At 35.3% G+C, this 15,902-nt stretch carries 12 protein-coding genes; 11 read left to right on the top strand and 1 reads right to left on the bottom strand.

Features of this window, described 5'->3' with window-relative positions; translation table 11 throughout:
• Window positions 1–151 precede the first annotated feature (151 nt).
• The 11 genes from AAEY62_RS04435 to AAEY62_RS04485 all read left to right on the top strand — a co-directional run bounded on the left by AAEY62_RS04435 (window position 152) and on the right by AAEY62_RS04485 (window position 14,465).
• The gene (locus AAEY62_RS04435) at window positions 152–1,072 is read left to right on the top strand and encodes a TnsA endonuclease N-terminal domain-containing protein (protein ID WP_350634643.1); all 921 of its coding nucleotides are present in this window, start codon (window positions 152–154) and stop codon (window positions 1,070–1,072) included.
• Window positions 1,063–3,312 (top strand): TnsB C-terminal domain-containing protein, encoded by a 2,250-nt coding sequence (locus tag AAEY62_RS04440; protein WP_350634645.1) that lies wholly within the window; start codon window positions 1,063–1,065, stop codon window positions 3,310–3,312. The genes AAEY62_RS04435 and AAEY62_RS04440 overlap by 10 nt, the downstream gene beginning before the upstream one ends.
• Window positions 3,313–3,314: 2 nt before the next feature.
• The gene (locus AAEY62_RS04445; protein ID WP_350634646.1) at window positions 3,315–4,520 is read left to right on the top strand and encodes an ATP-binding protein; all 1,206 of its coding nucleotides are present in this window, start codon (window positions 3,315–3,317) and stop codon (window positions 4,518–4,520) included.
• Window positions 4,521–4,534: 14 nt separating this feature from the next.
• Window positions 4,535–5,530 (top strand): hypothetical protein, encoded by a 996-nt coding sequence (locus AAEY62_RS04450; protein WP_350634647.1) that lies wholly within the window; start codon window positions 4,535–4,537, stop codon window positions 5,528–5,530.
• Between the two features lie 5 nt (window positions 5,531–5,535).
• Window positions 5,536–6,897, top strand: coding sequence for a TnsD family Tn7-like transposition protein (locus AAEY62_RS04455; protein ID WP_350634648.1), 1,362 nt, complete (start codon window positions 5,536–5,538; stop codon window positions 6,895–6,897).
• 20 nt (window positions 6,898–6,917) lie between these two features.
• Window positions 6,918–7,751 carry a KH domain-containing protein gene (locus AAEY62_RS04460; protein ID WP_350634649.1) on the top strand — a complete coding sequence of 278 codons (834 nt, stop codon included), beginning with the start codon at window positions 6,918–6,920 and terminating at the stop codon, window positions 7,749–7,751.
• Window positions 7,748–8,482 carry a hypothetical protein gene (locus AAEY62_RS04465; RefSeq protein WP_350634650.1) on the top strand — a complete coding sequence of 245 codons (735 nt, stop codon included), beginning with the start codon at window positions 7,748–7,750 and terminating at the stop codon, window positions 8,480–8,482. The genes AAEY62_RS04460 and AAEY62_RS04465 overlap by 4 nt, the downstream gene beginning before the upstream one ends.
• 721 nt (window positions 8,483–9,203) lie before the next feature.
• The gene (locus AAEY62_RS04470) at window positions 9,204–9,500 is read left to right on the top strand and encodes a type II toxin-antitoxin system RelE/ParE family toxin (RefSeq protein ID WP_197208817.1); all 297 of its coding nucleotides are present in this window, start codon (window positions 9,204–9,206) and stop codon (window positions 9,498–9,500) included.
• A gap of 5 nt (window positions 9,501–9,505) precedes the next feature.
• Window positions 9,506–9,790 (top strand): addiction module antidote protein, encoded by a 285-nt coding sequence (locus AAEY62_RS04475; protein WP_007579952.1) that lies wholly within the window; start codon window positions 9,506–9,508, stop codon window positions 9,788–9,790.
• 754 nt (window positions 9,791–10,544) lie between these two features.
• Window positions 10,545–13,352, top strand: a complete 2,808-nt coding sequence (locus AAEY62_RS04480) for an NACHT domain-containing protein (RefSeq protein WP_350634651.1) — start codon at window positions 10,545–10,547, stop codon at window positions 13,350–13,352.
• A 366-nt stretch (window positions 13,353–13,718) separates the two neighbouring features.
• Window positions 13,719–14,465 carry a CPBP family glutamic-type intramembrane protease gene (locus AAEY62_RS04485; protein WP_350634652.1) on the top strand — a complete coding sequence of 249 codons (747 nt, stop codon included), beginning with the start codon at window positions 13,719–13,721 and terminating at the stop codon, window positions 14,463–14,465.
• A gap of 169 nt (window positions 14,466–14,634) precedes the next feature.
• Here AAEY62_RS04485 and AAEY62_RS04490 read toward each other — a convergent pair whose 3' ends face one another.
• The gene (locus AAEY62_RS04490; RefSeq protein ID WP_350634654.1) at window positions 14,635–15,783 is read right to left on the bottom strand and encodes a PA0049 C-terminal domain-containing protein; all 1,149 of its coding nucleotides are present in this window, start codon (window positions 15,781–15,783) and stop codon (window positions 14,635–14,637) included.
• Window positions 15,784–15,902 lie beyond the last annotated feature (119 nt).

Consider the following 15,902-nt stretch of genomic DNA (forward strand, 5'->3'; position numbering starts at 1 on the left):
TGTAAGAATGAGTTTGGTTGACAAACTTAAAATCCGTGTTATTAAGTTGCTGATTTATATGTGTTAATTTTTATTTTAGACTGTTTTTTGTACTTGACACTATTTTTTTGTGTATATAGATTTAAATACATATCAAGAGAAGGTTACGGGTATGAAAAATTATGAAGATATTAAAGACGGCAATAGTGGCTTAACTGCGAAAGAAAAAAAATCACCACGTATAACAGCTCTGACGTATAGGAAGCTAGAAGAGTGGAAGAAAAGGTGCGAAGAAAAAGGTTATTTAGTCCCTTACTTCCCAACTAAAGCAGTTTCATCTGTTGGATTAGCCACAAAGCATGCCCCTTCAGAAAAATCCATAGTGCCACTAGAGGCATTATCTAAATTAGAAAGTGGTTTTTTAAAAGCCCTGCTATTTTTACCAAATGTGAAAAAAATAGCGATGCAAATACCTTTAGATGATATTGATAAAACAGTCGAAATTGCCAAGAAAAAAGGCATTAGACATCCTGCCTATAAACCTAAAGGAAATATTTCGAAAGAGCATGCTGTATATCAGTATACTCCAATGACTACAGACGTTTTAATGAGGTACACCGATGCTAATAATATCGAAGTGTGGCATGCAATCTCATTAAAATGTTTGAATCGCAATGGTAGGTTAGGTGCCACAGATAAAAAAATTGAGCGGATAAACGATAAACATGAAATAGAACGCCAATATTGGTTAGATAAAGGAGTTAGCTGGAGCTTAATTACAAGCGAGCATTATTTATTAGGATATTACTTTCAAGAAAATTTAGCAGAAGCTTATATATTGGGACGCAGAGAGCATCCAAAGCAAAAGCTTAATAAGGTTAAAAAAGAAATTGTTATTATTTTTGAGCGTAGTGAGTATATAACTTTGCTCAAGTTATGCGAATTAGTTTCACAGACCACTAAAATTGAAACTAGCTTAGTAAGGGTTATATTTTGGTACCTTATTTGGCATAACGAAATCAGTGTTGACTTATATAGGGAGATTGGTAGTTACCACATTCTTTACCCTAAAAAGGGGGATGTATGGTCTTAAAATATCTTAAAAACCAGGTGCTCAAATATCCAGTAAAGAACGCTCATTTAAGTGTAAAGAATAATAAATGTAATGCAGTTAAAAAAGATATTAGATTTACGATCGTTGAATATCCATTTCTGAATAATTCAGAATGCATATTACTTTCCTTACAAGATAGAAATAAAATAAAAAAGCCATTTATGCATCAATTAAGTAAACCACTCCTTGGTTTTAGTATTGAAGAGTATGAATGTATCGGAAATGATTTTATTTCAGGAGAGCGCCAGCAATGGTATTCGGATCTATTTTTAGCGTCGAAAATGACTAGAAAAAAGAATACAGAAAAACGTGAGAGAGCTAAAAAGTTAAAAGAGCGATTAAATAAAAAAATGGATATGATTTTTGACTTTTTATCAATTCCTGATGCATTAGAGTTATATGTAAAAGGAACTTATCCAAGTCAAAATTTAAGAAAAATTTCCGAGAAATATAGTGTAAATTTATCTACTGTTTATAGAGCATTAAATACTTACTTTGCCTTTGGTCGTTGTAAGGATGCGCTTATTCCAAATAATCATAGAATAGGTAAAGGACGTGAAATTCCTAAAAATTTACACGAGGCTAAGACAAAGTATCCTTGTGGCTTAGGACGACCTAGGTTTGATGGGAGGTTGAATCAACGTGTTATAACTCAACTTGAACACGATGTTATGGAGAGTTTTGCTAAAAAACTATCCCTTTCTAGCCCTAATAAATTACATCAGCTATTCACTCTTTTTTGCATAGATTTACAAGACAGGTTAAAAAAAGATAATCCTTATCTGGATTGGGATAGTTACAGAGTTACACGTAACCAATTCCTCCAATTGTTTAATAAGTATGTAAGTAATAAGCAATTATCCATTGCAAATAAGGGCGTTAAGAATTACAAAAATAATCAAAGAGCTCTTACTTCAAGTGCACGCCACAATATTCCTTTTCCTACCGCAAGATATGAAATTGACTCAACAACTTTAGATTTATATCTACAATCTTTATTTACAAGTTTAGAGGGTAAAAAACCACTTAAGCGACCTACTCTTTATACCGTTTATGATACCTATAGTGGGTGTGTGGTCGGGTTTTATCTGACCTTAGATGGGAATACGGAAGAGTCACTCCTAATGGCACTCAATAATGCATTTACTAATAAAGTAATTTTTGCTGCATTGCATGGAGTTAAAATTGAAGAAAAAAACTGGCCTTGCCACCATATATGCAGTGAAGTTTTATTTGATCGTGGAACCGAATTTAAAGATAAAAAAGTCACTGAGTTAGTTGAGTCACAATTAGGAGTATTAGGGGTCTCTTTTACAGAATCTTACATGGGGAGTAACAAAGGCACTGTAGAGGGAGGCTTTAAATCGATGCAAGAGTCTATTACAGAATTTACGTCGGCTAGGATAGATAAAGATAAGCCTAAGAGTACACAGCATGCCTCTCAAAAGGCGCTACTTACAATGACTGATCTATATAAAATTTTAATAGCTCATTTTATTTTTCAAAACCACTCTAGAAATGCTATTGAGAAGCGAGATTTAGAAGATTGTATTAATAATGTAGAGCCAACACCTCAAGCTATTTTTAACTACAACTTAAATACAAAAGCTAATGGAGGAGTAGTTAGGTCTAACCAAGAGATTATGATGGCATTATTGCCGCGATGTAAAGTAAGTCTTGTAAAGCAATCGTTTAAGATAAAAAGACCTATCAAAGGTAGTGGTTCTATGTCTCTGAATTATGAAACTAGTAACCATGACCTTAACAAATATCGAGAGGTTGCGTGTAATGATGATGGGGATGGTGTTTGTGAGATTGAGGTAATGGTATTACCTAATTGGGTTGATCATGTTTGGTACTGCGGGCCGATCACGGGAGGAGAATGCGTTGAGCTTAGGTTAGCAGATAGGAGTAAACGATTTGCTAGTTTGTATGGTGATGATATCGAAAGTTTAATGAATCAAGATTTAGTATTTGATCGCCAGCTTAGAAATAAACGTCAAGATTACAAAGTATGTCTCGCAAAATTTATCAAAGAATCTGAGTCAAACAGAACGAAAGATTTAGAAAACGTTAAAAAGACAAATAATAAATCAATATCAAAACATCTAGATGACAATACCAAGCCCGATTTAATTGAAGAAATTCTATGTAATGCGCAAATGGTTTCTGCCACATTGATGGGCGGTAATTCCTCACTACTTGAAGGAGATGATTGAAGATGTTTAACCCATTAATTAATGCTTTACCTAGAATTGAAAGTAAGTCTAAATTTTATGAGGCTATGAGTAAGGCTAAAAATACCGAACTATCTCATCATTGCTATATATCAAGTCAAATAAAAGAGCATTTTTACGTTCCAACTGAAGATGCTTGGAAAGTTTATAAAGCTATAAAAACAATGATAATGGAGGGGTATAGGTATAAAAATATTAATAGCTCGGAATATTTTAAGGATGTAAATAAAGCTCTTTTTAATGAGGAAGATAAAGCTAGTGGTCACATCACGAATAAAGTTGAGTTCGGTGGATGTTTATTCGGGGAATCTGGTGTTGGTAAAACAAAATTAGTCAGGGAGTCTTTACGTTTATTTCCACAAAAAGTTAACCACCAAAGTTCGAGCAGCGTAACGAATACACCTTTAATTCAAATCCCTTGGATAATGATAACGTGTGAAGCAACAAGGAAAGCAACCCTTAGGTTAATTATTGAGGAAATCGATAGAGTTGCAGGAACTTGTAATTTAGCAAAGCTGAGTGAACGTGAGAGTATCCACAAATATTGCAGTGTAATACGTTTACTTTGTATTCAATATTCAATAGGGATTATTGTACTTGATGAGAGTCAGTGGTTTGATCAGAAATCACAATCGAATAGAGACTCTATTAACAGCTCTTTTTTACAGCAAATTTATAATCGATTTAATGTCCCTATTCTGCTTATTGGTACTCCTCAATTAGTTCAAGCTCTAATGCAAAGTCAAGCCACGTTGAGGCGTTTTAAAGAAGCTATATATCATGAGCTTCATTATTTTGAATCAGACTCTGAGGAATGGAAAGTAGCTATACAAACGTTATTTACTAATTTTATTTTCAATTCAGCGAAAAAGCCTCTAACAAAAAAGCAGTTTGATCTGATAGATGATTTTGCTTTTGGTTGTATGAATGAATTAATTCATCTCGCTTGCAAAGTATCAGAGCTTGTAGAAAACGGTCAGGCTAATAAGCCTACGGAAGCTATATTAAAAGCTTCTATTAAGGCACTTAAAAATAGTAATACAGATTTTAAGGTTGGCCTAAAAGGAGTCTCTAGAGCCAAGACTAACTCGAATCATACATATGAAGCTTTAAAAAATATCAAAAGGAGTAAGCGTACAAAAGATAAAGAAGAGCCGTATAAACCTCTAGATTTAGATCAATTTATGTAGAGTAAGGTGCCCAAATGACTGCTATTAAAGATTTAGGCAACTTCTTTCCTATTCAACCTAATGAATATTTTCCCGCCTATATAATGAGATTACGCTATTTAGGAAAGCATTTAAGCTTACCTAACGAAATGCTTATATCCGATATAAAGGCTTCAACAATACCCGATAATATCTATCCACGCTCCATTATTCCTTGCATAAAGATATTGGTGCCAACAAGTATTGAAAATAACAACGGGCCTATAAACCGCGCAGTATTAATTGATCATTTTAGTGCTAATTATTGGCAAGGCTTTATTAAACCCGGTGAGCTTAACCTTTACAATACAGCGATTATAAATGGTCACAAGGCAAGTAATAACCTATTTGAAGGTGAGCAGCTTTTAAAAGTATTTAAACCTCTTAAATTTTGTAGAATGTGTGCTGAAGATGATAGGAAATCAATAGGCTTGTCGTACTGGTACAGTGAGCATCAAATACCGACAATTTACACTTGCTCAAAACATTCTTCAGCATTAGAACATGCCGTATGGGAGCATAAAAAAACCTTAATCGATAATCCCATTATATCTTCTAATAATGCGTGTAAATTACCTAGGGTAGTTATAACTCCCTTACATGTTTGGTTGGATAAGCAATCTAAATATTTATTAACTCAGCCCTTACCAAACACTAGGGCATGGGTCGCCTCAGTTCGCGAAACTTTATATGAACTATTTGAGGCAAAATATACGTCAAGGGGCGTTGTGTTTTCATCTAGGTTAATTAACCAATGGGGTTTATTTCTAAGAGAATCATTTAACAAATTGGAGCCTACTAAGCGTTATAGTGCTGAACTTAAGAAATTTAAAATTCAACATATTTTATTTCCTAAAGCGAAGCAGACACACCCTATGATATTTTTGCTTTTAATTAAATTTGCTGAAGAATATACGGGTGAAAATATAGCTAGCTATCGCACTGAGCATTTTAAAAAATATTCACTTAACTGTAATTGGCTACTGAGTTAAAGCTAATGAATATACTGCCGTTGCTACCTGATGAGACAATATATTCATTTTTAGCACGGCTCAGAGTTTACTCGGGTAGCTATAATCATCGTTCAGCGAGCTTGCTCTGGTTTGAACAATATGGGCTAAGTTTAGACCAAAAGCTAGCCACCCACTTAGCGTATTTTTCTGCGCAAACGAAATTCCCAGTAGAACTATTACTTAATGATCATACTTACTACCCCTTATTTTCTTTAGCGGGTAATGAGCCTAAAAAGCTTAAAGACGTTATGCTCACTGGTCCATCTTATCGATTAGGCAATTACGCTAAAATCACCCAATCGGGTCTGAAAGCATTGAGCAAGGATAAATACTGTTTATCGTGCATAGAAGCTGATAAAGAGAAGTATGGCGTTGCTTATTGGCACCTGTCGCACCAGTTCACAGGCATACAAAGTTGCCATATACACAATACGTTACTTGTCGACACTTCGCCTTCATCAAGAGTATACAGCTTGCCTCCGCAAGCAATATCATCTTCTGATGTACCAGCGAGTGATTTACAGCGGTTTTTCACTACTTATGTGTTGGAAGTTAATGAGTCGGCTAAAAGTCAGAAGCGTAATGATTTGTTATTGGACAAAAGTAATTTGAATGCCCTGATTAGACAAAAAGGGTTTATGAGTAATGACAGTATCAGTATGCAACGTTTAATAGCAGTTATATCAAACATAACTGTGCGCCTGTTTAATAACGATGTTTTTACTGAACACGTAGTAAGAAACCTTATTCGCAAGCCTTACTACGCATGTCATCCGCTTAAACTTATATTATTTCGCTTTGCCTTGGAGCAACAGCCTGACATAGCGGCGCAAGAGCATTTACAGTTATTGAAACCAACAGATAAAGATAAAAAACGTGAGAAACAGTGTCTATTATTACTACAAGAAGGTGAATTAAATTTTACTGAAATAGCTAGGCGTGTCCGCTGCTCCATAGGTTATGTGATTAAGCTAGCTAAACAAGAAAATATAGCTTATTTAAAACGGACGCAATTTATTTCAGCTGATATAGAAAAGCGAATTTTAATGCGTTTAGTAAAAGGTGATGCTAGAGATGCAATAGCACGCGAAGAGCAAGTATCTGTTAGCTCTGTTGAGAAAATATGTGGTGAGCATTATCAGCTTTCAGAGTGGCGACAATACTTAAGGGCACTGGGTAAAAGAGACAAGTATCGTATTGAGATGCGTTCAGCCCTTAAAAAGCACTCCTTTTCTACACGTGCCGAAATTAAAGCTATGTACCCAGCTTGTTATATGTGGCTTTATAAATACGATACCCAATGGCTATATCTGCACCTACCGCCAGCATCCTATCGTTCAAAATAATTAATAGAGGTGTGAGATTGATGAGCCACCAAATCATTTGTATTCAAGTTAGCGAGCTAAATAAGAGTAGCCTCTATATGCATCATCGACTAACAACGCCTAGTTTATGTTTAATTGAATATAGCGATGATTTAATGGCTCAAATCGAACGCGCGCGGCAGGTACTTTCAAGCAATGAGCTAGAAGAAGTGGTATTAAAAGTAACGGGTATTAATTGGTTTTTTGAACTTACAAAAAGGTATGGGCACAACACAGTATCGTACTTACATGTAACACCCTACAAGATTGCTTTTTCAGGGTTAGTGCCACCTAATAAAGAGCCTTACTTTACCACTCCTTATATAGCTACAACTGACATCTTAATAGACGGTTGTACTCTTAAAAAACTCGAGCTAGATAAAAGACGCTATACGCTGGCTTTATCGATGGTCAAAGAGCTTGAATTAAAAGAAGTTGAACTCGAAGAATTATCTAATTTAATTTGGCGTTTAGACGAAGTAGGGAGCTCAATACACGAACTGGATAATGATTGTATAAATAGTTTATCCGCCGCTTGTGATTCCACTTTGCTAAGTATTAACGAGGAGATTAATCATTTAGAAGCAAGGCTGGAAAAGCTAGAACTTTATATAGAGCAGCTTCTAAGGCGTTTAGTAAAGCGCTTGTTTGGTATCGATTACGGTGATTGGTTAACACATATTAGTGCTGAGACAGGAAGTAAAGTCAGCTTACGTTTTGAGCATTGTAGTTATCATAATAAAGTAATTACATTTAGTGGTGTGGGTATTACTAAGGCAGGTAAAGTGGGTAAACGCTATCAATCAATTAGTGTTGATATTAGGAAAGAGGGATGAATATCCAATCCTTGATTTCAAAGCTAAAGCAAGCCAAAAAGCGCCGAGTTATATTCGATTACCATCGCTCACCGAAAAATGGGGTTGATATAAGTACCGAAGACTGGATATGGATAGCCCCTTTTTTGTATGGACTGTTTAAAGAGCTTAAATCAATGAAGTACACCATTACGATAACATGGTGGGGAGAGATTTTTGTTATTTACAAAGATGCTGATACTGCATTTGAATTGACTTTAAATTATCAATCCTCCGTTCTCTATACTTTTGAGTTCACGCAGCGATTACGAGATAAGACTCATGTAATACATACGATTTCAAATAGACAGACTGCTTTAAATTTGGGGCTGAAAGCCTATCGTACGGGAACCAAATGGTTCTATATACCTTTAAGGGAATCCGCAGTTACTCCAGCTAGTGCAGCATGTAAGATTAACGAAGTGATGCAAGCTCGACTAAAAGAATACAGTTTTGCTGGCTGGTCAGTAAAACCTGACATAGCGACTTCAGATGACATTGCAGCTGTTATTCATTATGGAGCAGCCTTATTTGGCTTAGGCTCCAGATTTGATTACATCTCTAAGAAGCTTCTTGAATTAATAATTTACCAAGACATTGAGTTAACCAATAATGCTATATACATAAAACGTAGCCCATATCTAAGCGGCTATGAGTTTTATCTAGATATTAAACACTTCTCTTTTATAAAAAAGTATTTACCCCTTCAATAACTTCATCCCTAAAAAGCATACTAGATATTTTAAATTTAAGTTCTACACTTTTAAATAAGCTTATTTGAAGTGACTTTGTATATATTAAAATTAAGGATATTTAAGATGGATCTATATTATGTAAACAATAACTCGCAGACTACTGGTGAACATGAAGTACATAAAAATGGCTGTAACTTTATGCCTTCAAATAAAGCAGAGCTAGGTATGCACAGCACATGCTCTTCGGCAGTACAAAAAGCAAAGAATATTTATCCTAATGTGGATGGGTGCAAGTTTTGCATTCCTAATTGCCACACTAGATAGCTGTTCCTTAAATGGGAAATAAAGGTGCTTTTTCGCAAACTTATTTATTTTTTTGCTGCCCGCCAGCCCAATAAAAATGGAGGGGGTATTCGCAAACTTATTTATCGTAAACATGAAAAAATTCCATGGTAAGTAAGTCCCATTATAGTTTGGGAATTTATCAAAATTATAAAAGCCGTTGCAGCAATGCAACGGCTTTTTTGTGTGTGGTGATTCCCCATAAATAATATGGGCGTAGGTTGGGAAGAGTGAAACGAAACCCAACAAATCACAAATATACTTACTCGCTCACAACCCAAGAGTATGTGTTATTTATTGTAGGCGTTTAGCTTGCTGACGCGTTGATTGTTAAATCAAAATTCGGTATTCCTTAAATATAATTGCACGCATGTAGCCTTTGGGCTACAATTGTTTTATGAAATATCGTATTAAGAAAACCGACGAGTTCGATAAATGGCTTAAAAAGCTCAAAGATCGTCAAGCTTTTATGGCAATAGCTAAACGTATTACACGTGCCATAAATGGTAATTTTGGCGATAGCGAATCTGTTGGTGGTGGCATATCTGAAATGCGAATTTTCGTAGGGAAAGGCTATCGTGTTTATTACATAATTAGAGGCGGTGAAGTTATTTTACTACTCAATGGTGGCCACAAAGGCACACAAGGTAAAGACATTACCAAAGCAAAAGCCCTTTTAAGAGAATTGGAGTAATTATTATGGCGCTACAAACATCAGATTTTAACCCGTTTGACTATATGGAAACACAGCAAGAAATTAATACATTTTTAGAAGAGTGTTTAGCTGATGATGATCCAAATACCTTTATTGAAGCACTTGGCTTACTAGTTAAAAAACATGGCGTGAGTGATATTGCTAAAGCAACGGGATTAAACCGTGAAAGCTTATATAAGGCAGTTAACGGTAAAACCAAGCCACGTTGGGAAACTATTTTTAAAGTGATGAAAGCACTTAACTTTCGCCTTACAACACAAGTAGCGTAAGTTAGGTAGAGTGAAACGAAACCCAACGAATCAAAAATATACTTACTCGCTTAAAAGCCAAGAGTATGTGTTATTTATTGTAGGCGTTTAGCTTGCTGACGCGCGGGCGGCAGCCCGAATAAGTCTTTGAATAGATGTTTGAGGTTTATCATCACCGATAGCGCGAATACGTTTCGCGTTTCACGCTTCTAGAAATTAGAAACCTTATTCAAGGTTTTTTGCCAGATTGCTGGCGGCAACCAAGGGGCGGCTACCGCCGACCGCCCCTTGGAACCCCACGGCGCCCCGAGCATCACGCTTAATCCTTCAACCACAATCGATGTAAACGTAAACGCCATGAAAGCACATCCATGTGCAAGCATGGCTTTCATTTCTCCATGAAATGAATTATTCATCAATCGCTTGTTTTCAGGGCGTAATGACGGGGAAGGGTGTTAAACGGAAAATTTGTATTTAATCTTGGCAATAAGCAATACTTGACCTTATTGAATTCACGGGAGAATATGCAAAAGCTAAGATATTTAATATTATCGAAAAGCTACAATCCTAAAAAATCGCCATTAATACACTGGCGATGTTTCACCAGCTAAGTTTAAATAAGCGTATTATTCTGAGTTAGAATCGGTCCAGTGTAATTAGGAAAGTCCACCTAACAGTCATCCCTTTTTTCTGTGGAACCTGACTTGGAAAGTTATTCTAGTAATTTAAATATTCATTTAATTACCTATTTATTTCAAAAATCGGAGGGATCCATATGAATGATGGAAAAAAATTTGAGCGTGAGGTTGCTGATGCTTTCTTAGCTTTAGGCTATAAAGTTGAATTAGATGTTCAAATCGCAGGTAAACAAATAGATTTAATTGCTCGCACTAAAACTCCAGGAATATCAAATGAAACGAAGCTGTATGTCGAGTGCAAGAATTATGTTAAGTCAAATTTGAACTCGGAGGATATAGATAAATTTTCATATTCTTATTCTCGGGTTAAAACATCAGTACCATCATTTACAGGCGGAGTCCTAGTTACACGAAAGGCTCTGAGCCCTAAAGTCGCGAATTCTATTGTTAACGCAGAGCTTTCAACAACGACACTATACGATCTTAAGAATGAATCCGTTGGAGTTTTAAGAGAGTTACGTGAATATTTATCTTCGTACAAATCCGATAAAGAAAACGAAGTCTACATACCTTTAAAGTATTCAAAAGCAAATCAACGGCAAGACTTATTGAAATATACTAATGATTGGCTCGAAAGTGGAGAAACGCTACTAGTTTTATTAGGTGATTTTGGTACAGGTAAAAGTACTTTCTTAAAGCGATTGAAATATGAGCTAGCAAGAAGTTATTTAGGTGAGCAGGCAAATCTGATTCCGCTTTATATAACTTTAAAGAATTTTGATACTTATACAACAGTAGAAAGCTTTTTTGAAGCTCAGCTAAGCACAGAGTTTTCTAGAAGTATTCGATTTGAAGAGTTTGCGAAGTTATCGAAAGAAAAAAACTTTGTTGTTCTGTTGGATGGCTTCGATGAAATGGGGTTACATATTGATAGTGAAAAAAGAAAAAAACATTTTGAACAGTTAGTTAATATTATAAGTAGATCGAAAAAAAGCATTCTTACCTGCAGACCCTCATATTTTTTGTCTAAATTCGAAATGACAAGTGTATTGGACTTGGTTAAATATCCCATCAACTTAGATTCTAAAAAGTACAAAAAAAACATTAGGGAAGAATACAATGATTTTGCTAAAAGTGTCTTTTCGGCGATTTCTAATGAAAAAGAATATACGGCAAGAGATTATTATTCTGTACTAAATTTGTCGGGTTTTTCTGCTGAAGATATTGATGAATATTTGAATAAATTTTATTCAAATGAAAGTAGCGATTTTGTAATCGAAATACGAAATCGGATTAGAAATACTTATGATCTGGAAGATTTAGCTAAAAGACCTATTTTACTATTTTTAATTGCAACCTCATTGCCTAATCTTTCTAATGATAAAGAGGCGACACCGTCACTTATATATTTTGTTTATACCAGCGCATGGATGAAAAGAGATGAAGATAAAGGTGAATTTAGAAAGTTAATAACTCAAGAAAATAAAAGAGATTTTGTATGTAACTTAGCCTGGAATATGTACGAAAATAATGTACTTGAATTAAGTTATCTTGAATTGCCTCAAGTTGTTCAGGATTATTTTTCAGATAAAGGGAATGCATTCGAGTACTTTGTAACTCATATTCAATCATGTGCGTTTTTAAACCGAGATGAAAGCAATGTCTTCAGGTTTGCCCATAAATCCTTTATGGAGTTTTTTGCGGCTTTGCATCTTGCGAACTTTATTAGTAAAGAGCGCGATTTTAGTTTGTTAGAAAATCTTAAGTTATCTAAAGAAGTTGGTTTTTTCTTAGGAGACATGTGTTACACCCAACCTGAACTTCTAAACTTGGTAGAAGAAAAATTTACAAGCGCAATTAAGAGTAGTTCAGCAGCCTCTGAAACATTAAAATCTAACATGTTATCAATTTATTCAAAGTCCAGAAAGCCATTCCCTAAGCATAAAATCTACGATTTAAAATTTAGCGATTTGGATTTTTTGAAAAATACATTTAGTAATTCAATGTATGGGTGTACTTTCACGAAATCAATCTTTAGAGAATGCGTATTTAAACAATTAGAGTTTATAAAACTTAGCTCTATTACTTCCACCATAAAAAAGAACTCTAGCTTAAAGAATGTATCTATCACATTTTCGGAAGAAGATAACGTATTAGATGTAGAGGATAGCCAACTACATAGTGTTGTAATTCAAGGAAGTGCAACCTTAACAATAAAAAACTGCAAAATATATGAGTCAAAATTTTCACAAATTAAACAACTGAATATTATTGGAACTGATATATTAAAATCACAGTTTGACACGTCAAAAATAGAAGGCGAGCATAAAGGAAGTTCACTTAAATCTTGTGTGTTTTTTAATTCTTCATACAAGGCACTTGGAAAGCGTAAAACCTTATCTTCTGCCTTTAAGCTACAAAAAGTGACTTACACTAATTGTACGTTTGTACTCTTAGATTTTTCAGTAATTAATATGGATAACTGCCTATTTAAAAATTGTATATTTATAGGATGTTGTTTTAGTTATCTAAAAGGTGAAGTATTCACGTCGGGAATGACTTTTGATAAATGTAAGTTCATGTTTTCAAATATCTCATTTAACTCTTGGCTTGAAGCTGAAAGTAACTATTTAGAGGTTAGGGAGTCGGAATATTATGAAGAGCTTTCTGATTTACGAAAACTAATTAGTATGAATAAAGCAAATAAAGAGAAATATAGTCGGATTTACAAAGAGAAAGAAGAGAAGCCACCTAAGCTACCACCTGAGCCGAAAACATTATCGGATAGATTTATAACCAACCTAGAAATGTGTATAGAAGCTAAAAGAACCGACTTGATCGTAGACGAAAAGTCTTTACCGTATAGCGAATGTATAACTAAAGACGTTAATTGGATTGAATGCGGTAATAATTTGTTTAATGTTTTTCTGAAGTATTTAAAGTAAAAGTTCAAATCTAAACTAACAGTCACCATTAGAAAAATGGGTAACTGTCAGATCAAGTCTGAGCTAGTACAAATAAAGGGCAATATTATTGCCCTTTTTTATGCGCTTAAATTGGTAGTTATAAACTATAGCGCGACTAAGCTTTGCTCTATCATTGCCTTTATTTTTTTACTATTTTGATCCCTTTGGCTTTGGTCTTCTGCGTTTACAAAACCTCACCAAATACGCCTCTGTTATTTATAAAGCCTAAGACTACTTTACTAATTAAATAGTTGTTTAATGCCATCTCATTTAGGATTAATATTAGGAACTACTTAAAACAATAATAAAAGTAAGAAGCAATGTGCCCTTACTAAAGAGGTATACATGGAAGATGTATTCATAGCCGTATTTGCAAATGTCGGCGTTATATTAATTTTAGCTTTAACATTAAAAGCATTTAATAAAGTCGATATAAATATAGCGTGGTCTTTAATCTCATTAGGTATTTTTACGTGTTACGTTTTTGCTTTATTTAGAGGCGCCGAGGTTATTCCTTTAGATATATTTTTTACTGATATGGCTTGGAATTGGTCAGGTAAAATAGCTGTAATTATCCTGTGGGGAGGTGTAATCCTAGCCTTAGCGAAATATAAACATGGCTTTCGTATTGCTGATGCTGGTTTTACTTTCAAACAAAGTGAAGGCTCTTTAAAACCTGCTTTCATTGTTTTGTGCTTGTTTGTAATTCTCCAAGTCATTGTTTCATGGTTCTGGAATGGAGAGCCTCGCTATGATTTAGAAACATTACTTTATCAAGCAACCATGCCAGGGTTTGACGAAGAGCCGATGTTTAGAGGGGTCTTACTATTTTGTATTTCTTTGGCAATAGTATCTAAGCGATACAGTTTGGCAAGCGCGCCGATAAATATAGGTGGATTACTGCTAGTTTTATTATTTGGCTTGGTGCACGGCGTTATGTTTAGCGATGGCGAGTGGTATTTTTCGTTTACCTCTATTTTATTAACTGGAGGTTATGGTTTTATTTTACTGTGGCTAAGAGAGCGAACGGGAAGCTTGGTATTCCCAATTATCGCTCATAATAGCGTTAACGTTGTTGGGCAATTAATTTAGGGGGAGGTTAAAACGTTTAGTTGCGCTAGATATTCCAGAATCAGCAAGGTTAGGTGTTTCTTTTTGCCTTTTGTGATTAAGGAAAAATGCAACACCTGCCCCTAGTAACCCCATTTAAAAAAGGGCAATGCTATTGCCCTTTTTACGCGCTTAAACTTGTTTTTATAACCTATAGCGCGACTAAGCTTTGCGCTAGCATTGCCTTTATTTGTTTTACTATTTTAGCTTCTGTTTCAGGTTCGAACTGTTGTATACGTGGGGTATGAATATGCCCTGTAGGTATACTTGAATTAAGCGCATCGCGCAGGCGAATACTTCGGTACGATATTTCGTTAGACAGGTAACCACCGCCGCCGCCATTAACCGCAATACTATTTTTAAGCTCGCCGTAAGAACCTGCTTTATAGGTTTTTTCAAGCGTGGTGACTTCGTGATTGTCGATAACTTTATAAGGGCCTTTGGCTTGTTGCATGGAATTTACAGGCAAGCTAAATTTTACAAACTCGTTGCCCGGGAGTGGTCGGCCATTAAGCTTTGGTATTACTGGGCTTGTTTGCGTTCCACCATACACAATATTGGCATTATCGGGGGCGGTTACACTGCGACGCTTACCTGGGAAGTGCTCTAAATCAAATTCTGTTCTGCCCATACTTACGGTTACTACCATGTCTACATTATTAAGTGCGTAGTAGGGAGCAAGTAGCGATTCTATTATACCTTGATCAAAATCTTCGTAGCGCACAGGCACCATAACGGTGTTAATTTCTGCGCTGGTGCCGTTGTAATTAATAACTTGGCCATCGAGTAATAACGCCGCAACACCTGAAGGGTTACTTTGGTTTATGTTTTTATCGAGTAAAAAAGGGTCAAAGCCCGTTAGTAATATTTTTTTAGTGCTGCCTGATGAAAAAGTAAGATCGGTACGACCTCTGCTACCTTCCTCAAGTAGGGTTAGTAAAGTATTTAGTTGAGCCTGTGTAATTGAAAATTTAGGTGAAGTTGTGCGTATTACTTTACTTGAAAGCAGGCGCGCCCAGTAAAGCTCTCGGTCGTCGTAGTTATTGGTTTTTATTATGCGTTGTTTGGCGTTTTCCCACAGTTCAAAGCTAAAGCTTTGTACTAATGCTTTTGCACTTTTAAAGTCGTTTAATTCTTTAAATTGTTGCTCAAAACTTGATACTTGTGGGGTGAATGCATTTAAAACATTTGGCATTGCTGATTGTGCTTTGTTGATACGCTGTTCTTCAACAGTTAAAGGATTACTTAAAGCAGCGAATGAAGAGGCAATTAAGCTGGTCGCTAATAATACTTTGATCATAATACTCCTAAGATAAAGCTATTGTTTTATGTGTAATTTACTATCCTACTATTGCTAACTTAGGGCAACCAATTAACGTTGAATCGACTGATATTTGCTTTTGCCGTGCATTAGTATTG

The organism is Pseudoalteromonas sp. GW168-MNA-CIBAN-0100 (assembly GCF_040309225.1).
GTDB lineage: Bacteria > Pseudomonadota > Gammaproteobacteria > Enterobacterales > Alteromonadaceae > Pseudoalteromonas > Pseudoalteromonas arctica.